Annotated in this window: 23 protein-coding genes; 12 read left to right on the forward strand and 11 right to left on the reverse strand. The window is 51.8% G+C overall.

Annotation, left to right across the window (positions count from 1 at the left end):
* Positions 1-243 precede the first annotated feature (243 nt).
* The 3 genes from LOC67_RS20265 to LOC67_RS20275 are packed head-to-tail and all read left to right on the forward strand — an operon-like array spanning position 244 to position 5,428.
* Positions 244-1,998 (forward strand): hypothetical protein, encoded by a 1,755-nt coding sequence (locus tag LOC67_RS20265; protein ID WP_230264610.1) that lies wholly within the window; start codon positions 244-246, stop codon positions 1,996-1,998.
* Complete coding sequence (locus LOC67_RS20270) at positions 1,995-4,178, forward strand: hypothetical protein (RefSeq protein ID WP_230264611.1); 2,184 nt, start codon at positions 1,995-1,997, stop codon at positions 4,176-4,178. The genes LOC67_RS20265 and LOC67_RS20270 overlap by 4 nt, the downstream gene beginning before the upstream one ends.
* Before the next feature lie 56 nt (positions 4,179-4,234).
* Positions 4,235-5,428 (forward strand): HNH endonuclease, encoded by a 1,194-nt coding sequence (locus LOC67_RS20275; RefSeq protein WP_230264612.1) that lies wholly within the window; start codon positions 4,235-4,237, stop codon positions 5,426-5,428.
* Between the two features lie 27 nt (positions 5,429-5,455).
* Here LOC67_RS20275 and LOC67_RS20280 read toward each other — a convergent pair whose 3' ends face one another.
* Complete coding sequence (locus LOC67_RS20280) at positions 5,456-5,632, reverse strand: DUF2905 domain-containing protein (protein ID WP_230264613.1); 177 nt, start codon at positions 5,630-5,632, stop codon at positions 5,456-5,458.
* 209 nt (positions 5,633-5,841) lie between these two features.
* Here LOC67_RS20280 and LOC67_RS20285 point away from each other — a divergent pair, with 209 nt between their 5' ends.
* From LOC67_RS20285 to LOC67_RS20290, 3 genes are read left to right on the forward strand one after another with little or no spacing between them, the layout of a single operon-like run.
* Complete coding sequence (locus tag LOC67_RS20285) at positions 5,842-6,699, forward strand: endonuclease/exonuclease/phosphatase family protein (RefSeq protein WP_230264614.1); 858 nt, start codon at positions 5,842-5,844, stop codon at positions 6,697-6,699.
* A 5-nt stretch (positions 6,700-6,704) separates the two neighbouring features.
* Positions 6,705-7,058, forward strand: coding sequence for a helix-turn-helix domain-containing protein (locus LOC67_RS27790; RefSeq protein WP_410001164.1), 354 nt, complete (start codon positions 6,705-6,707; stop codon positions 7,056-7,058).
* 10 nt (positions 7,059-7,068) lie between these two features.
* Positions 7,069-7,536, forward strand: coding sequence for a macro domain-containing protein (locus LOC67_RS20290; RefSeq protein ID WP_230264615.1), 468 nt, complete (start codon positions 7,069-7,071; stop codon positions 7,534-7,536).
* Between the two features lie 15 nt (positions 7,537-7,551).
* Here the strand turns inward: LOC67_RS20290 and LOC67_RS20295 are convergent, their stop codons facing one another.
* Together LOC67_RS20295 and LOC67_RS20300 are read right to left on the reverse strand one after the other, a co-directional pair.
* Entirely contained in the window at positions 7,552-7,896 is a 345-nt protein-coding gene (locus LOC67_RS20295) for a hypothetical protein (protein WP_230264617.1), read from the reverse strand.
* A 32-nt stretch (positions 7,897-7,928) separates the two neighbouring features.
* Positions 7,929-8,825, reverse strand: a complete 897-nt coding sequence (locus LOC67_RS20300; protein ID WP_230264618.1) for a hypothetical protein — start codon at positions 8,823-8,825, stop codon at positions 7,929-7,931.
* Between the two features lie 468 nt (positions 8,826-9,293).
* Here LOC67_RS20300 and LOC67_RS20305 point away from each other — a divergent pair, with 468 nt between their 5' ends.
* Both LOC67_RS20305 and LOC67_RS20310 read left to right on the forward strand, forming a co-directional pair.
* On the forward strand, positions 9,294-9,566 hold the full coding sequence (locus tag LOC67_RS20305) for a helix-turn-helix domain-containing protein (protein WP_230264620.1): 273 nt from the start codon (positions 9,294-9,296) through the stop codon (positions 9,564-9,566).
* Positions 9,567-9,665: 99 nt separating this feature from the next.
* Positions 9,666-11,798 (forward strand): hypothetical protein, encoded by a 2,133-nt coding sequence (locus tag LOC67_RS20310; protein WP_230264622.1) that lies wholly within the window; start codon positions 9,666-9,668, stop codon positions 11,796-11,798.
* 305 nt (positions 11,799-12,103) lie between these two features.
* Here LOC67_RS20310 and LOC67_RS20315 read toward each other — a convergent pair whose 3' ends face one another.
* Positions 12,104-12,343 (reverse strand): hypothetical protein, encoded by a 240-nt coding sequence (locus LOC67_RS20315; protein WP_230264624.1) that lies wholly within the window; start codon positions 12,341-12,343, stop codon positions 12,104-12,106.
* 123 nt (positions 12,344-12,466) lie between these two features.
* On the reverse strand, positions 12,467-12,910 hold the full coding sequence (locus LOC67_RS20320) for a hypothetical protein (protein ID WP_230264625.1): 444 nt from the start codon (positions 12,908-12,910) through the stop codon (positions 12,467-12,469).
* A 214-nt stretch (positions 12,911-13,124) separates the two neighbouring features.
* On the opposite strand from LOC67_RS20320, the gene LOC67_RS20325 reads away from it, so the two are divergent.
* Positions 13,125-14,009 (forward strand): helix-turn-helix domain-containing protein, encoded by an 885-nt coding sequence (locus LOC67_RS20325; RefSeq protein ID WP_230264626.1) that lies wholly within the window; start codon positions 13,125-13,127, stop codon positions 14,007-14,009.
* A 26-nt stretch (positions 14,010-14,035) separates the two neighbouring features.
* Here LOC67_RS20325 and LOC67_RS20330 read toward each other — a convergent pair whose 3' ends face one another.
* Positions 14,036-15,436 (reverse strand): tyrosine-type recombinase/integrase, encoded by a 1,401-nt coding sequence (locus LOC67_RS20330; RefSeq protein WP_230264627.1) that lies wholly within the window; start codon positions 15,434-15,436, stop codon positions 14,036-14,038.
* A gap of 240 nt (positions 15,437-15,676) precedes the next feature.
* On the opposite strand from LOC67_RS20330, the gene LOC67_RS20335 reads away from it, so the two are divergent.
* Together LOC67_RS20335 and LOC67_RS20340 are read left to right on the forward strand one after the other, a co-directional pair.
* Entirely contained in the window at positions 15,677-16,003 is a 327-nt protein-coding gene (locus tag LOC67_RS20335; protein ID WP_230264628.1) for a hypothetical protein, read from the forward strand.
* A 114-nt stretch (positions 16,004-16,117) separates the two neighbouring features.
* The gene (locus LOC67_RS20340; RefSeq protein WP_230264629.1) at positions 16,118-16,471 is read left to right on the forward strand and encodes a hypothetical protein; all 354 of its coding nucleotides are present in this window, start codon (positions 16,118-16,120) and stop codon (positions 16,469-16,471) included.
* 249 nt (positions 16,472-16,720) lie between these two features.
* On the opposite strand, the gene LOC67_RS20345 is transcribed toward LOC67_RS20340, so the two are convergent.
* The gene (locus LOC67_RS20345) at positions 16,721-16,987 is read right to left on the reverse strand and encodes a hypothetical protein (protein WP_230264630.1); all 267 of its coding nucleotides are present in this window, start codon (positions 16,985-16,987) and stop codon (positions 16,721-16,723) included.
* Between the two features lie 97 nt (positions 16,988-17,084).
* On the opposite strand from LOC67_RS20345, the gene LOC67_RS20350 reads away from it, so the two are divergent.
* Complete coding sequence (locus tag LOC67_RS20350) at positions 17,085-17,993, forward strand: NAD-dependent epimerase/dehydratase family protein (protein WP_230264632.1); 909 nt, start codon at positions 17,085-17,087, stop codon at positions 17,991-17,993.
* Here LOC67_RS20350 and LOC67_RS20355 read toward each other — a convergent pair.
* The 4 genes from LOC67_RS20355 to LOC67_RS20370 form a co-directional block, all read right to left on the reverse strand.
* Positions 17,990-18,181: a DUF2997 domain-containing protein gene (locus LOC67_RS20355; protein ID WP_230264634.1), complete on the reverse strand. Its 192-nt coding sequence runs from the start codon at positions 18,179-18,181 to the stop codon at positions 17,990-17,992. The genes LOC67_RS20350 and LOC67_RS20355 overlap by 4 nt on opposite strands.
* 186 nt (positions 18,182-18,367) lie before the next feature.
* Positions 18,368-18,544, reverse strand: coding sequence for a hypothetical protein (locus tag LOC67_RS27650; protein WP_315861074.1), 177 nt, complete (start codon positions 18,542-18,544; stop codon positions 18,368-18,370).
* A gap of 358 nt (positions 18,545-18,902) precedes the next feature.
* Positions 18,903-21,986 carry an AAA family ATPase gene (locus LOC67_RS20365; RefSeq protein ID WP_230264636.1) on the reverse strand — a complete coding sequence of 1,028 codons (3,084 nt, stop codon included), beginning with the start codon at positions 21,984-21,986 and terminating at the stop codon, positions 18,903-18,905.
* Complete coding sequence (locus tag LOC67_RS20370; protein WP_230264637.1) at positions 21,986-23,677, reverse strand: hypothetical protein; 1,692 nt, start codon at positions 23,675-23,677, stop codon at positions 21,986-21,988. Before LOC67_RS20370 ends, LOC67_RS20365 begins: the two co-directional genes overlap by 1 nt.
* Positions 23,678-24,063 lie beyond the last annotated feature (386 nt).

Genomic DNA, 24,063 nt, shown 5'->3' on the forward strand with positions numbered 1-24,063 from the left:
ATGAAAGGTTGCCTTTGTTGCTTTCTGCTTTTACGAACTGAACTCGCACATCGGAATTGTCCTGGTAGAACAAGCACACGCTTGTTAGGGACATTCTGTGTTCCGCTATTCCGTACAATGCGTTCAATGTCAAATGTTGGCAGCCGCCGGTAGGGCAAATTCAATATTTCAGGGCCCGGCAGTTTGAAACTTTTCCAGTCTCTCGGTAAAGATTCAATTGCTGGTTGATCAAAATTAGCATCAATGGCGAAGAAGAAGCAGAAAGCAACAAGACAACTCTTGCGGTGGAGCAAGAGCGTTCCAGCGTCGGAAGTTCAAGACCCGCTGGGCCTCGGCCTTCGTGGTTCGACTCGACTCGCCAGCCGCCTAATGTTCTGCATTACATCGATCACGCCGAGGGCTCGCTACTTCTCGTACATCCCGTGGTGCATATACAACTTCCAGAAATACGAGCGAGGACAGGCTTACGCTCTCGGATTGCGTGACGCCATCAAACTCCGAGAAGCGGCACTCACACTTGCCTGCGTGCTTCATCACGAAGGCCACCCGTGCGACGGTGGCGGTCTGGTTGGATCAAACAAGGCCAGCAATTGGAAAGATGAGCAGGGTGAAGCAAACTTTAAGAAGTTGAATTTCGCAAAAGTTCCGGCAATGGATGCCTACTACAACTCGCTTGTAAATCTCGGCTGCTTCATTAGCGATGAGCAGCGTGAAGCTGTAGACGAAGAAGCGGAGGATCTTGAACTTACCTTTGATGACATTGAGTTGTCACCGCTTGGACTTGAGTTGGCGAAAGGCTACGACTCACTCATTGGAAAACTTGAATCCGTTCGGAGCGTATCGACAAGGCACCGAAAATGTTCGGTGAACAGTCTTCGAGAGTGGGGTAAGCGTGGTGGTCTGTGCGAACTGACGGATTCAGCGGCACCCGATCAGCCGTTGCTGCAAGACATGTTCTTCGGCAAGTCGAGTACAAAGGAAAACTCGCACAGCGTTCGCAACCGTTCGCTTGTCCTGATCCTTGAGTTGTGCCGACAGTTGAGCACAGATGAATGGTCGCTGACTGAAGAACACTTCGGGATGGCCACCTACTACGGAGAGGTAGTCAGCGATGAAGGTGATCGCTTAGGCGTCGAATGGCCCAACAGCATTCAAGACATTGCTCTCCGTTGGCGAATGTTTTACTTCCACCATTTCATGGCAGTTGCGTTGGAGGGGATGTTCTCTTGGCTGGTCACGAACTTATCTGACAAGGGAATCGGTGGAGCCACAACGGATGAGCTTTCATCCATGTTGAACGAAGCCACCGTCAATCGAGAACTGAACACATTTCTTGACTGCAATCTGTCAGGTCCATTCGGCAAAACAATGCCCGCAGAATTCTTCAATCAGTTTGGTATCAACATTACTTCGTTGGATGAAGAAGCGAGCCAACAACTTGACGAAGCGATTCGGCCAGCCAGCAGGGTAGCCGAGCACTGGCTGGAAGAGGCGATAAGAAATCGCCGCTTCCTGTATGAGGCAACAGGTCTGGCAGTGCCAATGATTCTCTTTGCGCTAACTCTGGGTCGGTTTCGACGATGGAGTGGGACCGACCATGGTAATTGGCTCGCCACAGCGGCAAATGATCCTTACCTCGACTTGGTTCCACCTGTTGTGTCACTCGGTCTGGAACGGCATTTTGGCCAGTGGTTCACTTGTTCATGGTGCGACTTGGCAAGTTTCGTTTTGTCAAGGTACGTCGTCCAACAGCATCAGGCGATGGCTTATGAAAAGACGGCGAAAGGTGATCGGTGCCTCATTCAAGTCGATGGCCAGAAGGTTATAACGGACCATCCTCATGAAAAAATCGGGATTGGTAATCCTCGAATGGTCAGCGGCGTCCAAATACTGACCGATTTAGCACTGATGACAGAGGATGACGGCGGAATCACGCATCTTACCGAGCAAGGGCAAGACCTTCTTCAAGCCGAACTGAATGAACGAGGTGCTCAATGAAGTATCTCGATCACGCCTCTCTGCTAGAAGGCGACCCCGCCTATATCGCCCTCTTCTCAACATTTCAATTTGATCCTGACTTCTTCGAGCGACGGTTGCTGAAGTGTTCGACATTAAGAAAGGCACGGCGCATCGCAGTCTTTATGGATGGCAGGCAGTGGCAAGAACTGCTGCAACGAGATGTCCGAGCGAGACGACTTAATCGACGTTATCTCGTCGTGCCCGTCCATCGAAGTCAGGGCGTCTTCCACCCGAAGCTGAACCTCCTCCTGACTGATAGTGGTGGTCAAATTCAATGTGGGAGCAACAATCTGACTCGCTCAGGATGCTCTAGCAATCTGGAGCTTCTCAACTCGATACCATTCGACTTTGATGAAGAAGACTCTGAAGCAATGCAACTCGCTTCGGCTTCGTTGAAGTTCTTCCAGCGTGCAGCCCATGACACGGATGCTGAAGTTGGGCGTATCGCATCAGACTGGCTTTCTGAAACTCAACAGGACCACAGATGGTTGAAAGAGTACGAGGAGGCATCAGACGACCAGCAACTTCGACTTGTCCATACCTACGATGGACCGATCTGGAGTTCAGTCGAACAATCAATCGGAAAAACGCCGCCGAAGAAGTTCTTCATTGTCTCTCCATTCCATGATAAAGATGGAGGCATCTGCAAAAGATTGTCGCAGCAATGGCCCGGTTCACAGGTCGAGATGCTTGTCCAGCAGGGCTACACGAACTTGCCAGTGGCTCCCTTGCGAGACCTCCCGGCATTCAAGCTCTCCGAAATACATAACTCGACAGGTAAGGATGCGTCTCGTCGTGTTCATGCAAAACTGTTTGCTTGGCAGTCCAGGACAGGCGGTGGGTGCGTGGTCGGGAGTGCGAACTTTACGTCGGCTGCATTTGAAGGAAGAAATATTGAGGCGTGTTTGCTGATGCACGAGTCGAATGACCATATCGAACAACTGTTTGACCAAGACCTCTCGAAACGCCCTTTGCCCCTCGATGAGTTCGACCCCGGCTCTGATGAATCGCCCGAACCGACTGAAACCGAGACAAAAAGTCTGAGGCTCCAGTCGGCGATTTTGAGAGATCCAGAACATCTGCGAGTTACCTTTACACATTCACTTGGAAACGAAGTCGTAAAGCTTCGTCTTGCTATCCGCACGCCCGGTGAAAAACTACCCCGGAAAACGCTTGCACTGGCGCTAAAGGAAAACGCAACGGAAGACCTCCTTCTGCCTGAAAACACTCTCGCTGACTGCAAGGCAACGATTTTGGCTTCGTTGGTCGCAGATCTTACCAACGGTGAGCGGGTCGAAAGCCTTGCTGTGTGGATCGTTCAGGAGGACCAACTCACGCACGAACCGGGAGGAGGCTCGTCTACGTCGAAGAGCCGAATCGAGGAAACGGGGGATGGGCTTCCGGAATACCTCGAAGAGCTTGGACAGCGTGACGGACCTGGTGCCATTGCGGAGTACCTTCGTCATCTCAATATCCGTTTCAATGACGGAGCCGGGCGACGAGCGGGCAAGCGAAAATTCCGCATTCGCATCTCCGATCCCTTCCAGAGCGACATAGCTCCAGACTGGTTGCTCAATGCGAAGCGAGAAGCCGACCAAGTTGAACAGGCAATTTATGACTTCGTGGAACGTCACATCAAGAAGAAACTCAAGAAGCACTCCGAGCGTGGCAACATCAACGGGATGGAAAACTTCCTCGACATCTTCACAACCTTGGTGAAAGTGCTGTACCGGTGGTACAAGTTGGATGTTGTTAAGCGTGGCCATCTGATCGGCAAACTCGTCACCATGCTCGAAGTTGCCACCAGCGGAAAAGACACCGAGAAGGAGTGGTTTGACGGCTACCTGTATTCCGTCTACGACAGCATCAGTGGCGACGTTGATCTGTTGCAGGAGGTCTGCACTGAGAACAACTACTGCGGTGAAATCTATGCGGCGCTGCTGATCGTTCAGATGGTCCGGTATCAGCCGGGAGAAGTCCTCTACGGCAAGGAAATCAAACGTCCCAAGCAGGCGCTTGAGATTCAGTCAAAAATGATTAGGGAAGCGGTCGCCGAATGTTATCTCAGGAAGCCATCGAGTGATGACGTGCGAAAGGCTTTAGAAAGCTATCGAATGCTCTCCGAGGAAGAGATCACAACTCTTCTCGCAGAACTTTGAGCAATTGAATACCGCTTTGAAAACGTCCGAACCATCTATGCGAAACTAAACCTGCCATGCCTAAAACAATCCCTGACGGACTGACCAAGGATCATGTGCTCCTCGCTCTGAAAGATCTGGATGAGGGAATCCAACATGAATTTGGTGATGCGACTGGATACCAACTCGTCCATGAAGGCAAAGCATACGCACCAAAGGCTGTTGTGGGAATTGCATTTCGCCATTTGACCGGCACCATACTCGACCACGGTGAGTTCAGCGGCGGCGAAAAGAAGGGTCAAGCGAACTACGTTCTTCGAGGTCTAGGCTTCTCCGTCGAACCAATCCAGCCAGCCACGTCCGACGCCTTCATCACGAGTCGTGGCTATTCGATCCCCGAAGACTGGGAGGAGTTTGAACAGGCGTTCTGGTTCAACATGTGGCAGAAACGCATGTGGCCATACTACGAGGTCGAAGCCGGGCATATGCTGTTTTGGTACGACTCGCAGTCTCAACGTATTGTCTGGAAATCAGTGGTCAGCGATCTTGACAAGTTCGAGTATGAGAGGAAGCAAGACTTGCGTGACCGTCTAATTGAACGATTTGGAGAAGATCCGGCGACAGATCCCTATTACGCTGACAAGGCAGAAAAGGGCTACTGCATTGCGTTCAAGGTGACGCCGCTACAAAAGGTAGAACTGCCGAAGCCGGATGGTTTCAAATTCCCGCAGGGTGGTTGGCTTCGGGGAAATGACGAAGCCGCCAAGGAGTGGCTGTCGCTTGTTGCGAACCTCGATGGATTATTTTCCGACGAGATTCAGACCGTCTCGTCCAATCTGGCTGCAGAAGGATACTTTGATCCCACCGACGCTACAGACGAACGGCAGCGCAGGCTCCGTGAGATTGTCCAACGGCGAGGCCAGCCTCAGTTCCGAAAAGAGTTGCTGAAAGCGTATGGAGAGCGATGTGCAGTTACGGGTTGTGATGTGGTTCAGGCTTTGGAGGCCGCACATATTCGTCCGTTCTTAGGCGACCAATCGAATCACGTCACGAACGGTGTCTTGCTCCGTGCGGACATTCACACGTTGTTTGACCTGCAAATGATTGGCGTCGAACCCGGCACCCTAAAGGTTAAAATATCGGACTCGCTGGTCGGATCTTCCTTTGAAGAATTGAACGGACGTGCCCTGTCAGTACCAAGCAACGAAGCCTTGAGACCCTCGGAAGCCGCAATCGAAGCCCGGTGGAAGATCTTCGAGGAGACACAGTAATCGTCACGGATAGAAGTACCAAACTAACTACATAATCCCTGTCAGCAACAGACTGACCACGATACAGGTTACAACCGGGAAATAGAGCTTGAAGTTTTCGCCCTCAATTCGAATGTCACCGGGCAATTTGCCCAGCCATGGAATCGACGGTGAAAGCAACCAAACCCCTCCGATGCCAACGATGATCAAGCAAGGAGGATCCACGCCGGATTCTGCATCACTTCTTCTTTTCGGTCTTCTTCTTGGCTTGCGTTTTCTGCTTCTGCAACTTCTCTTGCAGATGGGCAAACTTGCTGGCTGGGTTACGGGCGGTTTATTGTCTGCTTTTGACCATGATTGTTATCCTCCCTGCAATTCTACCGGGAGCAAATCGGGCGGTGTAGAATGCGATCCGATTAAACATGGAGAGCCAAATGATGATTTCACGACGACAATTCTGTGCAGCAGTCGGAACGACGATTGCCGCAGCCAATCCATGTCTCTTTGCCGCTGATAAGAAACCGAAACCACTGAGCGTCATCGCCTACAACATCTACGGCCTAACCGGCTGGCCCAAACAGAGGACGCTCGCAAAGAAAGCCGTCGCCGAAGGCCAGATGGCCAAACGCCTTACGATGGAATTGGCACTCTACGAGCCGGATATTGTCAACTTCTCCGAATCCCCCAGCGAGGAATTGACCAAAGAAGTCGCCGAATTGCTGGGAATGAAGCACGTCCGATTTCCCAGCGGTGGCAACTGGCCGGGCACGCTCCTGAGCAAGTTCGAGATCACTGAATCTCAGAATGCGCCTATGAGGGGCCAACGGCCCAAAGAGGTTTTTACTCGACACTGGGGCCGAGCCACAGTGAGATTGCCCAGCGGCGAATCATTCATCGTTCACTCGGCTCACTTATACCCGACTGCCGATCCAGAAATCCGATTGAAAGAAATTCGGGCGATGATCGAATCGATGAAGCCGGATCTCGATGCTGGAAAGTCAATGCTATTGATCGGTGATCTCAACCACGGTCCCGAGACCGAAGAATACAAACTTTGGATCGAAGCCGGTTGGGTGGATACGTTCGCCAAGGTCGGCAAAGGCGAAGGGCCGACGATCAAAGCCGATATTCCAAAATGGCGCATCGATTATGTCATGGCCGCTGGTCCGATTGCGGATCGGGTGACTGAATCGAGGCCGTTATTTGAAGGGGCGTTCCGTTTGAACATCGACGACAAGGAATCCTTTGCGTTGAGTGATCACTTGCCGCAGTTTGCAATATTCGGGCGGTAATAGCTGTGCCGGATTCAATAGAACCATTCCTGACCCCATCTGAGATTGCGAAGCTGCTCAAGGTCTCCCCTGAAACCGTGATCGGTTGGATTCGCAACGGGGAACTTCGAGCGGTAAATGTCGGCAGCGGAACTAGGCGATCAAGGTTCCGGGTCAGCAGGGAAAATCTCGATGAATTCTTGTGCTTGAGAGAAGTACAACCTCCCGCTCCAAGGCAAAGAAGGCGGCGAAGAACAGAATCAACTCAAGGAGGACCAATTGACCCCGTTGAAGGAAAGAAACTGGCAAAGCAGGGGTTGGCAAGAGAGATTAGCGGCAAGTATTACCGAGTCGTGAATGGCGTAACCCAGTGGGTTTGAGGACGATTCTTTGAACGTCAATGTCACCAAAGGCGACCTGCTCGACCAAGATGTGGACTTGATCGTCAATTCTTGGAATCGGAACATCATTCCGTGGTGGTTCTTGCTTCCTCAAGGCGTCTCGGGTGCGATCAAGAAGCGTGGTGGCACCACACCATTCAAGGAACTGGCGAAGCACGGGCCGATGCCACTGGGCTCAGCAATATTGACCTCAGCGGGGAAGCTCCCGTTCAAAGGCATCATCCACGTCGCCGGAATCAACATTTTGTGGCGGGCCTCAGAACAGTCGATCCGTGATTCTGTTTGCAATGCAATCAGGATTGCTGAAGAGAATGGCTTTCTATCCATCGCCTTCCCCCTGATCGGAGCCGGTTCTGGTGGCTTCGATCAGGGGAGGGCAATAGGAATCATGCTGGACGAGACGCAAAACTTGGAATCGTCTCTGGAAGTGACGGTTGTTGAGTTCGCAAAACGATGAGCGACAAAGACACGATCAAAACCCCTCGTCCCTCCAGTTGCTCTTCGACGAGTCCGTGTTCGAGTCCGCTTGTTGTTCTTGCCCCTCAAAACGATCCAGCAACTCCCGGCAGTCGTATTCGTCATCGAGGCTCAGATTGAGAATCTCGGCAGCCATCCGATTTGGCCAAAAGTCGGACCATTCGATGAGCGGTGAAAGCAAATTCTCTAGCATTTCTTCATGAGCGTCGGAAAGTAGTTCTTCAAATCCATCTGTCGCAGTTCTAACGAGATCATCATTCCAATTGGCGATGAGGTGTCGCAGCAGCCGTCGTCGAATTTCCATTTCGGCTTCAAAGTTGAATTCAGTTGTCTCGGTCATATTTCGCTCCTTTGGGTTTCGTCCATCACAACTCAGGTAGAAGCGAACGGAAGATCTGGTCGAACAACGGTTGGCCTAAACCACTTGATCTTCACATCTTTGCGACCGGGACCACATCGAACAGCGTGCAGATGACCAGTGCGAATGTGCGCATGGCTGTGCTGGCCTCGCTCGTCATTCAGTGATGATTCGGTCCGCTTGGGCAAGTCGGGAACGAACATTTCGTTGGTCCCCACATTCCAGCCGTGCTTTCCACGGCGTCTGGCCCGGCTGATCAAAGATTGTCGAACCTCTTCGTCTGCGGCCTCAAATCGCTGCCGATCCTTTGCCAAGACATCGAACTGAAGGAGGTTGTCTTGGGGGCTATTTGCAATGAGCCCAACGGTAGCGATCATTCGCACGCAGTTCCTCAGCACCTCCCGCCTCCGTGTTCCCGGAGCTATCTGCTGTGGTGCTGCTGTTTCGAATGCCGAGAACTCTTCATCCAAGTTCCTGTCAGGCTGACATGGCAAATGAACAAGCCAATCTTTGATGTACGCCATGCCATCGCATGTTCCACGTTCACCTAGATCTATGCGCAAGTTGATTTCGTTCGATTTCGCAGCAACATTCGATATTGGCGTCCCGTTGGTAAAGAGGGCGTCCAGTTCGGAATCGTCCACATCCGCAATTGAATGCGAAATGAGTATCGACCGGACGTATTCTTCACCATCAACCACAATCTCGGGGCACGGCCCCGATAACCGGATTAGTGCGGTATCGAATCCACCGGGAACTTCCAAGTAACTCGCTGGAATTTTCGATAGGTTGCATCTGCACAGATGGCTAACCAAGTTTGGGTGGATGTTGTAATACGGCTTGCCATCAAGCAACCACGAATACTCTTCACCCAAGCGAATTGACTCCCGCCAAGCTGACCTGAGATCCATCTCTCCATTGTTGTGCATAGACTTGATGAATTGGGAGTCGGAGACAACCCTCTCCCGGAGCGACAGTCGCTTCATTTCGGGAACCAACTCGGCACCCTCCTCTAGTCTTGTCTTCCATGAATTAAACGCTGGCATTCTCTACCTCACCTGCTCTTGTTGGCTGACCAACAGCGCAGCAACACGCCGTGATCGCCAACGGGAATGAATGGCTCTTTGGAGCCGGGATGAAACCAGACAATCAGCGGTCGATTGCATTGCAATCGTTCATGATGTCTGGTCCGACACGTTGCACGAGAGAAGCAGGTAGGGGACACCAATGGCGTCCAAGTGAGCTTATTGAAAGACTCGTCGTGCGACAGATTCGTGTCGTGAGTAGGAAGCTAACCGAGTTAAAAAATAAAGTCAAGCAGTTCGTGATTTGCCTCTGAAAATCATGATCTTCCTACTACATATACGAAGGAGGCGATTATGAACGACGACGATTCAGATCAGGTATTAGAGCGACTTCAACAAACGGTTGGAGCAGAAACGCTTTTGAGTGTGCTACCGCAATCGCTCGTTAAGCGTTCGTTGCAGTTACGATCCGTCACTGACCTAGCGGATGAGCTTGCTGTTCCATACGAGACGTTGCGTTCTCGTATAGAAACCGGACTCGTGCCGGAACCAGAGATGCGATTGGGTCGTCGTGCGTTCTTCACCGCTGAACAGGTCCGAACGATCAAACGCAATTCGAGTCGTTGAAGAAACTGCTTCCATTTATTTTGAAAAAACGAATAATGATCCAACCAAAAAGTAAACCGCTCTCGGCAAAGAGCGGCTGGTGGATCGAAAGGAATCGATATGTCTATAGATATAGTAGCGTTATCAGACGCAAAAGCGCAAGCAGATTTTGTTGGATGGGAAGAAGTTCCAAAGCACCTGAAAACTCGATCCCAATGGGAATCGAAATTTCGCAAAGTACGCAAAGGCGAAAAGGCAGCGGCAACTATTGTTGTCATGCGAAAGATGCGGATCGAAAGTGCTGACCACGAATATGAGGTGCCAAGCCAACCATACAACCTCTTCCATTTCGACCAAACAGTCGAAATCAAACGGACTCCGTTGAACACGGCACGCCAGCAATTCTGGCAGATCTTTGGCCAGTCTAATGATCGATCAAAACTAATCCGCTGGACCAGCGGCGACTGGACCAAGGACGAGTTTGGAAAAAACGTCTGGGATTCAACACTTGATGTTTGGGGCTGGAGGACGTTCACCAAAGAATGGTTCAGCCGTGACAAATGCAAAGATCATGAATGCGGACGGGAGATCTATGGAGTCTTCGGTGCAGAAAACTCGTACTACCTGCTGATTGATCTTGATCTCCACAAAGGATCATTGACGTTGTTCTTGAGGCGTTTTGCTGTTCTGCTTGATCGGTTCTGGGGGAAGGACGGCTGCCACTTTCAAATTAGCAACAACGAAGCTGGCGGCATCCACATCTTGTTGTACTTCGGCAAAGCCAGTCCCTTGAAAACTCGTGTGCGATGGCTGGATCGGCAACTCAGTGAACTCGATCAGTTGTATCCTGAATGCCAGTTCTTTCAGACACAAAAAAGCGGAAAACGAATCCGCCAAATTGAGATCTACCCTGATCCTCAGAAGGCTCATCGGTTGCCTCTTGCCCGAGGGCGAACAATGCTGTTGGACCGGCCCCTTGACCTAAAAAATCGGCGTGGCCAAAACACCCAAGATGTTGTGGGATACATGCAGTGGCTCAATGATCGGTCTCGTCAGTACATGGCCAAGGACGATGTTTTCCGATACGTCGTTGATCGATTGGCAATTCGAGATTTGTGCTCAAGAGACAAAGAGGGCGAAGACACTTCTAAGAAGCCACTAGTTCAAGCGACAACTTCTAAGAACCTAACTTCTGAGGATTCAAGTCCCGACTTTCGACCTGAAACTTCTAACTTGTCCGCACCGACCGACTATTCGCTTAAGGGCAAAGCCCGTGGGGCATTGATTGCCTTTTGGAAGCGAGGTGAGCCCGGTCATTTCAGAGATCTAAACGTAGCGATCTATGTCACGCTGTTGGCGTTGCGGGCAGAGGGCTGCAAGAGTGATCTTGCTCATGAGACAGTCCTTCGCTTTTGCAAAGAGATCCCCAACAAGCGACTGAGTTCGAGATTGATTGATGGATTCGACGAAATTGAGCGATTGATTGAACGTGATGTTGCGAAAATTTGGAATTCTGGAATCAATGGAAAGTGGAAGACTACGGCTGATCGGTGGTCATCAATTGGTTTTCGGGTCAGTGACAAAAAAACATGGGCCGTCAGTGGTAATACTGTTGATGTCGCCGTCGATTGTGAACAGATCGAATTCAACGAAGAAGAATGCGATTTGATTGTTAACGAACTGGTTCCGCTAATAGTTGGTCGTAAGCAAGCGTTGAAACTGAAGAAACAGCAAGAGGTGATTCGTGCTGTGGCCTACTTCCTTCGTTTTGTTCGTTGTTGTGATCGTGAGATCCCAGTTCATGCACTGCCAAAAATACTGTCTGCTTTCGAATTAAAACTCGGGAAACACGAGAAGCAGCGGCAGTTCTTCAATAAGCTGCTCGACTGGAATTGGATCTACATTCGGGCCGATTATTACCATCCAGCCAAACATGGAGGAAAGGCGTCGAAAGGTCGTGCCCGTGCCTACGGCATTGGCAAAGCCGTGATCGGCAAATTCACTCTTCCTAGAACAAAAACAAACAGACAAGAATGGAGCTATATTCTGTCGTCCACTTTTTGTGAGACGACCGAGAATGATTTTGATTTTCCAAGCTATGAAGACCAATTGGCATTTAAGCTGGAAGATATGGAGCTAGGGAATTCGGATTTGGACAATCACGGATTGCGAAACCGAAGCCTAACTTCCCGAATCCAAAACAGTCAAACCAGTTCTGCTCCTCTCAGAGCCCGAACTGATGCCTTCCCCTGATGAAGTCACTCGATTGATCAAGCCATTTGAAGCTTTTACCGGGTTGGCAGCCGTTAATAGCTGACGGTTTCGGGGAACAAGTGGTGTGCTTGCAGCCAAATGCACTGAAACAAGTAGCGATCTGGTCGGACAACAAGCCGACTTACACCACCGCTCTATCACGAAGTCCAGAATCAGCCGAAACACCCTGAAAATCTCATCTTTTTGCCACTGAAATGTCTCAGTCCAAAATTTGCACTGGAACTCGTTAATAGCCACGATCCATCCTTGGATCGTGGTTATCGATCATCATGTGCAGATCGCTATTAACCGGCCTGCTTTGGCTGACGCATAGGTTCAGACATTGGAACGAATCCTTGGTCCACCTCCAACTTCGGCAAAGTTGTCAAAGTGGTCTCGGTCTCTTCCTGATAAACGGACAATTGATTATCCGCCGTATCCGTTTCAACAACTCGCTCCTTCTCAGCCAACACTCTTGCTTTAGCGGACTGACAGTAGGTTTCGTCGATATCGATTCCAATTCCATTTACTCCCAAGCGAGCCATGGCGACCGTCGAACTACCAGCACCGTTGCCGAAGCGGCACTGTTGGTCTGGCAAAAAAACGGGAGCTTTCGAAATCAATCGAAGGCTCCCGTGGTGGTAGTTTCGTGTTGTGGATAGTTGCTTCTATGCAGCGGCAAGTCCTGCGGCGTCGAGATACTCGCTCAATTCTTCCTTCACCGGATTCGCATCGGGGCAAGTGAGGTCAAACCAAACGTCCCAAACAACTAGGTCAAGCAGTTCGGCGTCCTCAAAGTCAACTCGCAACGCCCATGTGTAACCATCTGGCTCAACTCCAAAGCCAAGGAGCGGTATTTCGAGTTCATCCAATTTCATTGCGAGTCGTGCAACCTGCTTGCGACTCCGAACATCGCTTTCAAAGCCATCATTTCCGAATACGATGCACTGATATTCGATGTCCGGACCATCATCGATTTCTGCCGCTCCCCGATGAGCGCTGAAGTTCTCTTCGCTCATCAGCACGGCCATGGACTTGCTGATAGGGTCGAAGGTTAGTGAGTCCAAACGAGCCTTCTCGGCGTTGGTTAATCGAAATCGTTTCTTCGTCATTTAGCTCTCCGTCGAACGGTGTTGTGTGATCGGCTCGAACTGAACCGGGTGATCGCCACACTGGCGACTCTTGTGCCCGGCAAGCGGTTGTTATGCGAAGCAATCGGACGAGCCGTTTTTCCGACACAATTTCCGTCACAAAATGAAATCCAAGGGATCTGTGCTGCATAATGTGTCTATAAATGCCGAGATATTTGCACAGAACCTCCGTTGCTTGCTCCAAAACAAGGGGCTTTCGCAGAAGGAAGTCGCCGCTGAAACGGGACTGCCGTATGACTGGCTGCGGAAGGTGTCGTCGAAGGGACTCACACGAATTGAGAAGCGGAACGAAGCTCAGCTAAAAGCACTCTGCCAGTTCCTCGGAGTCGATCCAATCGAAAAGCTGTGGATCAACGATCTTGTTGGGGCGACCGATGAAGCTGCCCTCTACGCCGCAAAGGTAACAGAGATTTTTGCGAAGTTGGGCTCAGGTGATGATTCAGCAAATGAGTCAGTCGCTGATCTGATCAAAATGATCGACGGGATGCACAATCGGACGGTGCAGCACAAGGAGACTCCAGCAAAGAAGACAGTCAGCAGAGAAGAAGCAATCGACTACCCAGCCAAACTGCGTGTGGTATCGAGATCAGCTTCCAAGGAATACCGAGCCTTGCTGGACGAGATGTATCCGATCATCGACACCATGTTTGATCGAGAACAAAGCAGACAAATTCGACTTGCGTTTCGTGAAGACCACGCCGACGAATACGAGAAATGGCTGGACCACTTCCAGTCGAAAGAGATGTTCGAACTTGCCATCGGTGTCGCTCTTTCTACGCACCCTCAAGCTGAAGTTATCGATTGGCTCCTAGAGCATGATGCCCCGGCTTCAACTCGGCAATTCCATTTCAGTCTTGTATCTCTGCTCAAGACAGAACTCGACGCCAGTTCCAGTCTGAAAGAAATCTTTCGGAAGGGCTTGCGTTCGACGAGCAAGCCGACCAAGCCAAAACCAACACACGAAGAGAAAGATTTCGACTGGTCACAATGTGATCATGCTTATTCGGACTATGACTGGTCACAGGTTAGAGAAAAGCATGATCGAAGGTGTGATTCGTAGAATCTGATGTCTGTCAGCAATGCCTATCACTGATAGCACGTCGTCGTCTGATTGAACTGTTGTCCCAACCAGATCACGGCGTCATCAAACTGCTCCTGACTGGGCTTCCGGTAGAAACGATCAGTTGTTCCTTCGGGTGAGTGGCCAGCAAAGTACTGAGCGTATCGAGCGTATTCGCCGTGATTATCGAGCTTGCTGATCGCCGTCTTTCGCAAATCGTCGAGAGCACCCCAGTTAGTTTTCTTCAGCCGTTTTCTTAGATCCCGAAAGTTCTTGCCGACCATGCCTTTTCGGGATCGTCGTCCGTCTTTGTTCAGAAAGTCCCGCCACAGCGGCGTATTTATCGTCGTCGAAAGAAGCAGAGACGGATGCGACGATTCATTTTCCTTGATCAGCCGAACAGTCTCATCCCAAAGCTGATAGGTGACGGTCGGAACATTTGGTTCGTCCTTTTCTTTATGACGCTTGAACGTCAGTGTTCGCTCAACAGGATCAAAAGCGTCTTTAGTCCAAGTTCCGATGTCGCTTTCGTAGGCACCGGTGTTAAGGATGAGAAGGCAGAAAAGCCGAATGCGGTCAGGTGTGTTTCCAAGTAGATCCTGCACATCACTGTCACTCCAGATCGTTATCATCCGCTTTGTGGGGACTTTGATTCCGGTGCCACGTTTTCGCAGATTCCGAATCGGTTCGATCACCCTTGCGGTATCGCCGCACCATTCCAAAAAACTTTTTGTCGTGATTAAGGTGTCTCGCTGAGTACTTTTTGCAAGTTCGCTCGCTTGTAGAGACGCCCGGAATTCCATCAGCTTCATTTCATTTGCGTGAAGTATGTTTGGACAAAACTTCGCAAACCGTTCCAAGGAGATCCGCTGGTTGTTCATCGCACCGGCCGTGAGTTCACCTGCTTTCACATCTGAAATCCGAAAGACAAGCCATTGTTCAATAAGTTTGCTCGTCTGATACTCTGGGTCTTCAATCCGCTTATCCTCGACAGCGACTCGCATCATTTCACGAGCGACAAGAAGATGATCGGGTTCCTCACTTGGGTCTGGCAGCTTCAGTAATTCCCGTAACTCTTCCAGTCCGGCACTGTCAGTCTTTCGAGCAATTGCCAGAACGTCTTTTGCCCACTTGGACTGTTTCTCATTTCCACGCAGATCGGCGAATTCAATATCGTCCTTCAGAAGAGTGGTGAGGTATTCTCGAAGCGGGTCTTTTTGATCCTGCTCGTTAAGCTCATCCTCAGCTTTCTTTCGAGTCGTCTCCCGCCACACAACGAAGTCAGTCCACGCCAGCGAGCGATTTCGTCGGCTATCCTGATCGAACGCCTTCGACTTCCATGGGTGTCCACGGAACATCTTTTTCCAGCGTACCTTTCCTGACGGCAGCTTCTCGGGTCTTCCAAGTTTAATTTGTTCTCTGCTCATGGTGCTTTCGGGCAAGTCTCGTGGGCAACTTTTCATGGTCAAAACTACCAGGAATTTGCCCACCAAACCAGAAAACACCTCTCAAACCATTGTTTTTTAAGGGTGGTCGCACGTTCAAATCGTGTCGCCCCGACTAAATTCTGAGTGCTTCTGGCACTAAAATGGCACGATCCTGCAATTCGCAGTGACCAACCGTGTCCGTTAGTCTTTTTGGTTTCCACCTCTAGACTGACGACTTCTATGAAAGAGCCTTGGTTCCGAAAGGGCCGCAATTGCTGGTTTGTGACCAATGACAACGGGCAGCAAATCCGTCTTGATCCTGACAGGAAAGTCGCGTGGGAACTTTGGCACCAGCTGAACGCGAAAGAAAAACGGATCGACGAAAAAAATCCAACCTTCCGTGAATTGGCGTCGGAATACATCGTCGATGCAAAACGCCAGATTCGAAATGAATCGCTGACGGTGAAAACGCTGACCGATTACGTCTGGTACATCGATCAATTCTTGGAACGTCACGGAGATATGCAGATTTTGGACATTGAGCAATGCATGTCACCGATTGGTTGAATTCAAAACCAACTTTGGGGAATTCGGCACACACGCGGCGCGATTACTGCGATTCAGCGAGTTTTTAACTGGGGGCAGCAGCAGCGCCGAATTGCGGCCAACAATCTCTAATACATGACAAAGCTGCCGCAAAGCCGACGTGAAAAACTCGTCGCATCAGGTGAGCACGAGAAAATGATTTTCGCCATCAGGAACGGAGGCGGGGCGAGCATTGCTGACAAGCAATTTCAGCTTGCCTTAATCGCAATCCGCTATACCGGTGGGCGTCCGCAAGATGTTGCGTCTGTTCGGGTGGAACACGTCAATAAAGAAGTCACTACCTGGACGCTTCCCGATCACAAACGGCGAAAGCACACAAAGAAACCGAAAGTGGTTCACTTGTCCCCACGTTTGCAAACGATCACGAAAATGCTGACAGATGATCGGGATAGTGGTCCCTTGTTTCGGGGGACGAACTGGGGATCTTAGCGTCAACGCGATCACATGCTGAGTGAAGCGGCTGACAGAAAAGCTGGATATCGATCCATCGCTTGTGCCCTATTCATACCGGCACACCTACATCACCGACTGTCTAGAAAGGGGAGTTGATATCGCGACGGTTGCGGAGTTGGTTGGAACCAGCGTCCAAATGATTGAACGACACTGTGGGCATCTGTCAAAGAGGCACGATCACTTACGAGCCTCTGCTGCAAGGGCGTTGCAGCCAATCAACCAAAGCTAGCCAAGGTTTCCTGATTTGCATTCTTCGAGTAACTGCTTGCGGAATCCAGAATCAGGATTGTTGGTGATTGTCGCCTTTCGCTTCTTGGGTTTGGGGGTTTTAACTTTTGTCGTTCTTGCTTGGGTTGACGTTTCCACGATGCAGCTTTCCAAGTACTCATCCAACCACACTCGTTTGAAGCGATAGTTCCACCCTCGCGGACCGATTCGTTGGTTCAGGTGGCGTGATCCAAATGCCGATGAAGCACGCTGCGACGTATTCACCAAGCTGTTCCGCTAAGGACATACTGATACACTCCTTGGTAGGTAGAAGAAAAGCGATTGACGCCACCGTCAGCGATGACGATCAAATGGACATGACATGAAAGTTGCACTCACCGGAGCCACCGGTTTCATCGGCCGCTACATTGCGAAAGACCTCGCCAGTCAGGGACACTCGCTACGTTGCTGGCATCGCCCAACGAGTGGCACCAGCGGATTCGACGGAATCAAGAATCTCGACTGGATTGAAGGTGGGCTTGGTGAAGCTGAAAGCGCAAAGACGCTTGTCGAAGGCTGCGATGCCGTGGTCCATGCGGCGCTCTACCGGCCAGGTTCCGGCTTCGCTGGCGGCGAAGGCGACGTGATCGAGTTCGTCGAGAAGAATGTCGTGGGGACGTTGAAGCTGATCGAAGCCGCCCGTTCTGCTGGGACCGGTCGATTCGTCACATTTTCAACGTGTGCCGTTCACGACAAGATTTTGGACGATCGCCTACTCGATGAAGCTCATCCGCTTTGGGCCAAGAGTCACTACGGCGCCCACAAGGCAGCCATTGAAAAGTTCGTCCACAGCTACGGACTGGGGCAGGGCTATCCGATTTGCGCAATAAGGCCGACCGGAGTTTATGGCGTTTCCTACCCCGTGGAGCGAAGCAAATGGTACGACTTGGTCTGCGCGATTGTCCGTGGTGAAACTGTCGACTGTTCACGCGGTGGAAAAGAGGTCCACGCCGCCGATGTGGCTAAGGCCGTGGGGATCTTGCTGACCGCAGATGGAATCACCGGTGAAGCATTCAATTGCTATGACCGCTATGTGTCCGAGTTCGACGTTGCAATGATCGCCAAAGAGCTTGCCGAAAGCAGCAGCCAAATCAACGGCGAGTCCCGGCTGCCAAAGAACCAAATCGTCACCGACAAAATCCGTGGCATTGGCATGGAGTTCGGTAGAGACGAATTACTGCGACAGACCGTTGCCGAAATGGTCGAGCATGCCAAGCAGACGATTGGCTAAGCCTGCTCCCTGTTCGTTTGATGCGTTTGCTGACGATGGTACTCGGCGGTCAGCGTTTCGCATTGCCGGGTTCCAATCGCCTTTTCGATGAACGCGCTGGCGTCCCGGCACTCAGCACCGGCAAAGCCTTTTGTTCCAACTTTTGCGTCCCCAGTCGGTGACACAATCACTTCGATGATCTTGGTCATGCCACCCCTCCGACATCGATGGTGAGCTTGACCGATCCATCGGTAAGTTGCTGCTCCGTCACCGAACGCCCATTCTTTCGGGCTTCGATCTTTGCTCGTTCAACCGCGTAAGCTGTAAAAACTGATCGAGCTTTTCTCGATCTCCCCATCGACCCTCGAAATTGTCGAATTCGACTTTGCCGGTGTTCAAATCACAAACGACTGCGTACCGCCACTTTCCAGCCGGACGATCCAACCGGTCTTCATTTCCGAAAACAGTTTTGCAGCACCGTAGGTTGGTTCTTGCAACTTCAACCGCAAGCAAGCCGGCTGGTTCGCCACCGGATCACGAACCTGCGTCTGAATTTCCACAACGTGCGACATCGAAAGACTCCTTGATGGGTACAAAAAATCGGCACCTCGACCGCAACGAAGCGGCCGTGAACAGCTATACCAATCCCATCAAGGAATATGCCGCAGTTTACCCGCTGGTTTAGGCCTGCTTTGCTCCGATGTCGGCAGTCACGGGTTCGCCAATTTAGGAGCCACTTTCGGTGCACAGGACAGTTTGTCATTCTTAACAAACGCATAAGTTCAAATGGACGGCGGGCCTCACTCAGCGATACGGACTTACCTCAACGCGTCGGGGCGTGAACGCCATTGGCGGAGTGTTGGGGTTGACGACAGCATAGATTGGTCGGGGCAGGGCTTCGGTAGTCGATCGAAAACGGTCGCTCACTAGCTAGTGACTGAAGTGAATCGTCTGGAAGTATTCGCCACCCAGGAGTGCAAACTTTTTTTGAAAGAGCTCACTGAGGTTCTCGTCGGCTGTTGCGAAAAAGACTTGCGTTCCATTGAGTGCGACATTTCGAAGATAGTCAAGAAACGCCAGACTGTTTAGGTCATCAATGTTGGCGACAGGATCGTCAATCATCAATATCCCAACGCGATCGCGAACCGAGCGGTTTAGGGCCAAGAAGACTGATATCGCCAAAGCCGCTCGCTGGCCGGTGCTGATCTGATCCAACCTTGCGACCGCACCATCGGCCTCTCTAGTGAGGAGGATCTCGTTCCCGTCGCCAGCATCGAGTGAGATATCTGAGAATTCACTAGGGAGGTGAATCTGGCTAAAAATCCTAAGGATTGCGGCCTTGTAGCGAGTAAGGAATTCAGTAAGTCGGTCTTTGAGACCTGACCCAGCCTCCAGTGTGTCGAGGGCGACGAGAGCCTCGTGAACTCTCTTGAATTTCGCCTTTTGGGCAGGCAACCTGAGTTTGAGAGACTCGATCTGGGTACGGTACTTTTCGAGTGTGGCTGAATTCTCTTCAAGTTGCGTGCGGAAGTTGATTGCGCTACGCAACTCTTCTAGGTGGGCTGTGACACGGTTCTCAAGTGTGGTGGCGTCATCGGTATCATCAACGCGGATAATCTGTCGGGCCGCCACGAGCTCTTCGGTCGCCGCGTCAATGGAACGAATTTGAGCGATCGCCTTGTCTTCGACGTTCTTGGGCTCTCGAAGCCCCGGGAAAACATCCAACGCTGCCTCCTGTAGAGCGTTTTCGGCGGCTTCCGCTGATCTACTGGCCTTCTGGCGATCTTCCGAGATACTGGCAATGCTCTGTAATAGCCGGGCGCTACGCTTGTCGAGTTTTTCGGTTTCAATGTCCGCCTCTTCCATTTCCATGAGGCGCGAGAGACGATCAAATACTTCGGCAACATTATCAAGTGCGAAACCGTTTTGCTCTAGGGCGGTTGCTTTCTGTAGAACAGCGTCAAGCTCCTTAACTTCGGCGTCACACCGCGAGACTTCCCCGTTGAGGCGGGCAGCAATCTCGTTGAGAGGCAGATTTTCAACTCCGTCCGCTTTGACCGTGGCGTTGAGGTACGCGAGGGCCTGTCGGGCCGCGTCTCGAGCATCGCGCAGTGTCCCGAGTTCCGTCTCCAAGGAGCGAATCTTCTTGGACGTTGCAGCCAGGAGTCGCTCTGCTGGGGCCTTAACCTCCTGCTCCGTGATCTTTTGTTCTAAGACTTTGCGCCCGTGAAATTGACCGCAAAGTGGGCAATCCTCCTCCTCAGGGAGAAGGTCAAGGATCTTAGCACCAGTGTTCGCAAGCGCACGGCGGAGCTTGGCTAGCTGCGAGATGGTCCGTTCGATGTCTCTAGCCTGTTCCTTCAGTCCTTCGAGCTCCCGTTCGGCTTCGTCGATATTTGTTACAATCTCCGTTAATCTCTTCCTCCCAAGGTCTGTATGTTCTGCGGAGGCAATCAGGCGGACTCTAGTGCGCGACAGGCCGCCCCGGCGTTCCTTTAACTCCGGCAGCCGCGTTTCCATAGCCGACAAATGCTCAACAGGCGTGCCTGCCAAGATTGCAAGGATTTCTGCCGCAGCTTTAACTGTTTCTGCCTCCTCACGCAAAGTCTGGAGTGAGGAGTTAAGCTCATCAGCTAGAGTTTTCGCGCTAGCAGCCGCTTTGCGGCGGCCATCAATTGCAGAGATTGCTGTCTCTAGACGCTCCTTGTCTTTAGTGAGGATTTTGAGAGACAAGGAGCGGAGCCAGTCGGCGCTACGTCTCGCGTGCGCAAGATGCCGCTTTGCGGTTGAAAGCGCGTTAAGCGCATCGGAGGAACTTAGGCTTTCGGAAAGCCCAACATCCGCCGACAACGCACGCTGAACTTTAGCCAAGTTGTCGGCTTCCGACACTTTTGCTTCGAGTCCGCGCACCTCGGCCTCAAGCTCTGACAGCTCCGTTCGGCCCTGTTCGAGCGAACGTGCCAGCTCTTGGTGCTCCTTGCCTAGCGCCTTCGTCAGACCTTGAATGCGTTCGAAAATCCTCGTCGCTTCGCCCCCGAGTAGCAAGTCCGCGAACGCCTGGTTGAGGACTTCGCCATTTTCCTCGTACGCGAGTTTGTAGGCGGCGTCGCTCGAAAAGAAGACATACCTCCCGAAAGACTTTGGGAGTTCGTTTCCACTTCGATAAGAACGACCAAACCAAAGCGCGTCACGCTTTCTATACTTTGCGACGTTATCAGGCTCGTAGCGTTCGCTCTTGCTGTCGATCGTGTCGACGTAAAGCGTTGCCTCTTCTTCGCCGCTCGCTTCAGTCCGTCCACAAAGTACGAGTTCGATGGCTTCGAGGAAAGACGTTTTCCCGCTGCCATTTGGACCTGCAAGGAGATTGACTCGCCTGAGCGAGTAGGTCTTCTCAGGTGGTCGTCGACGATAGTTACTTATTGTCAAGGACTGGAGGCCGCGTAGCGTATCCCTCTCGACCGGCGAGGCATCTCTATTGCTTCGCACGCTGGGGGCAGGCACTCCGTCTTTGATGCGCGAGATCAGCTTCGTGCGAGGGGTTCTGCCGATATCGCTAAGTCCCGCTGGTTCGAGCTTCTTAATCCACTCATCCACAACATCACCAATGGAGGTGGTGATTTCTCCATCCACATCGAGTGCGCGATCGACAAAATCTCGCAGCTCGTCTTGAGGAACGACGTATTTGCGTGCGAAGTGGTCATCTTGGACAACGGTGCGCCTAACCGCGCGGACCGCAGGAGTTTCGTACAATTCCCTTTCGAGGATGAAGATTAAGTAGAAGCTCCACTGCAGTGGCCCCGTGTTGGCATAGAAGTCTTCAGCCAAGAGATTTTCTTGGTATCGACCCGGATCGAAGTCCTCACCGGCCATCGTGCCGGATGCGTCGAAGTAGAAGACCGATAAGGGATGGTCTGCGAACGTACGCTCGCACCGAAAAATTGATTTATTGTCGCCCAGCCGCGAAATGTTGCTGAATCTGGCACCAAGGGTGCGTTCGATTTCAGATAGTTCCATTATGCCCTCGTGATTCTACTAACCCGCGAAGGAGTCTTTGTAATTCTCGCTGAAGACGAAACGACTCTAGACGACAATTTGGCACCGACGTAGAACCACGAGAAGAACCGCCGGTACCCTTCGCTGACAGCGCCAACGACTCGATCGAGCTGAGCGATCGCACGTTCTTCGTTACCCACCATTCCCAAGAAGAGAGCGGTGCCCTTCGGCTGTTGACCGTGGTAAACATTGTCGTGCGGCCTATCGGGTTTGTAGTCCAACGAGGCCCCACCTAGCGGCTTGAGATCCCCGGTCCCAAACCCGTTTGCAACATCAAAGATATCGTATAGGGCTCGCAAACGAGACATCCGGTCGTCTAATGAGGCTCTACCCTCAGGATCTCGGGCGTACGCAGTCCGTACCAACACTTCCCCCGCGTTCAGCGCCAGGGGCTCTAGCTCCTTTGGAGCTATCCATTGGATGCTGGATACGTTTCCAGTTGCAAGCGCAACGAATCGCTCTAATGTCAATTGACAGCTGTTGCAACTATATGGGACGCGAGTCTGGAGATTCACTGACTTGAGGAGCGCATTGACACCATCGTCGGGAGTGCCGCCTGGGACCCATGTCTTCCCATTCCAAGTTAGGAAGTCCTTCACTGCAGGACCCGTTCGTAGGCAGGTTTCCGCAGGGGCGAATCCTTGGAAAGGCTTAGTGAGTTGAAGCTCTAAGCAGTGTTCGTCGTAGCTCGCCACGTACACCATCGCACGATAGTCATCCCACCGGAAGAGATAGAGGCCTCGTTCGTGGTTGTGTTGTAGCCGAGCATCGCTGACATCAAGTTCCGTCGACTTTGTGTAGAGGGCACTGTGCGGGGCGTCGGTGATGGGGACTTCCTTTCCGTAGTAATTCGCCCGCGTAGAAACGGCCCAGTTCAACGAGATGATCTCCTTATCCGATGCCTGTGCGCGAAGCGTCTCAGCGCGATAGCGAGAGATATTGTGCTGACGCGGTTTTGGGTTCAGCTGGAGATGGCATACTAAGATGGGCTTGGTTGCGAAGCCGGGGAATGACTGCGGGACAAAGTCCAACGCGTCCGAACAGATCACGGGTATGAGGATGATTGAGTCGTCATCATTATTCGTGATTGCATATGCGCGGCTTCCGCAAACGAGGTTGTCCCTTTCATTGGGAATCGGCTTTACGCCCATCGGCTGAGTCTTGAACTGAAGCACGACCACGAGCTCGTCGCTCGAATCGACGAAGCTGATCGCTAGCGGATCGACAAAGTTCTTGTTCGAGTCCTGGACGGCGTTATTCTCGTAGAGAATCTTGCATCCAATCCGGCTCTCGAGTTGACTGACCTCATCTCTTGAAATGGACTGACAACCTAGGAGCCAAAGACCGCCCCTTTTCGGTCGGGCTCCATCTTTGATCGCGCCCTCAAGTGCCGGCCAGGGGCAGCTGTATTCGGGAGAGAGCGTGAGGTCTGCCTTACGCGAGGCGCTTTCATTGAGGAAGCGTCTGAACTTGGCGACTGATGCGTCGTCTTCGGCTTTGAACCCCGTGGCGTCGATAGCCACGGGTAGGTCGGGTTGAATGTGAAAGCAGGTGTAGGTGGCTTCGTCTGGGACAAGGAAGGAAAAACATGGGGGCTCGACGCCGTGCTCCGAGCAGAAATTCCTTAATGACTCAAAAGTCAGTTTCTTCATGCCGTACGCCCCACGGCGATTGGACTGTCTTTGCGAAACGACCGTACCGTATGGAAAGCACGACGTCTTATGCGTCTCTTCGTGGGGATGGGCATGTTATCGTTGAGTCGATTGGGGAACGGTACACGGCTCGAATGAAGGCACTACATCCGTCGAGCCAGCTTGTCTGTAAAGCGAGGTGCGTTGCAAGGTCGGATTGTAGCGAAGGTCTTGGGACGATGCCTCCCGAAAGGCCGCCCGAGGCTGACAATTACGCCGCGGGATGGATTGAATGAACTGGGCACGACGCAAACGAAATTGCCCGAGTGAGGGCTGTAGCGGGCCAAATTTGTGATGGGCTAATTTCGCATTGACCTTTCATCGCCTGCTGCAAACCCACCGTCCGA

This window comes from Stieleria sp. JC731, from assembly GCF_020966635.1.
Classification (GTDB): Bacteria; Planctomycetota; Planctomycetia; order Pirellulales; family Pirellulaceae; genus Stieleria.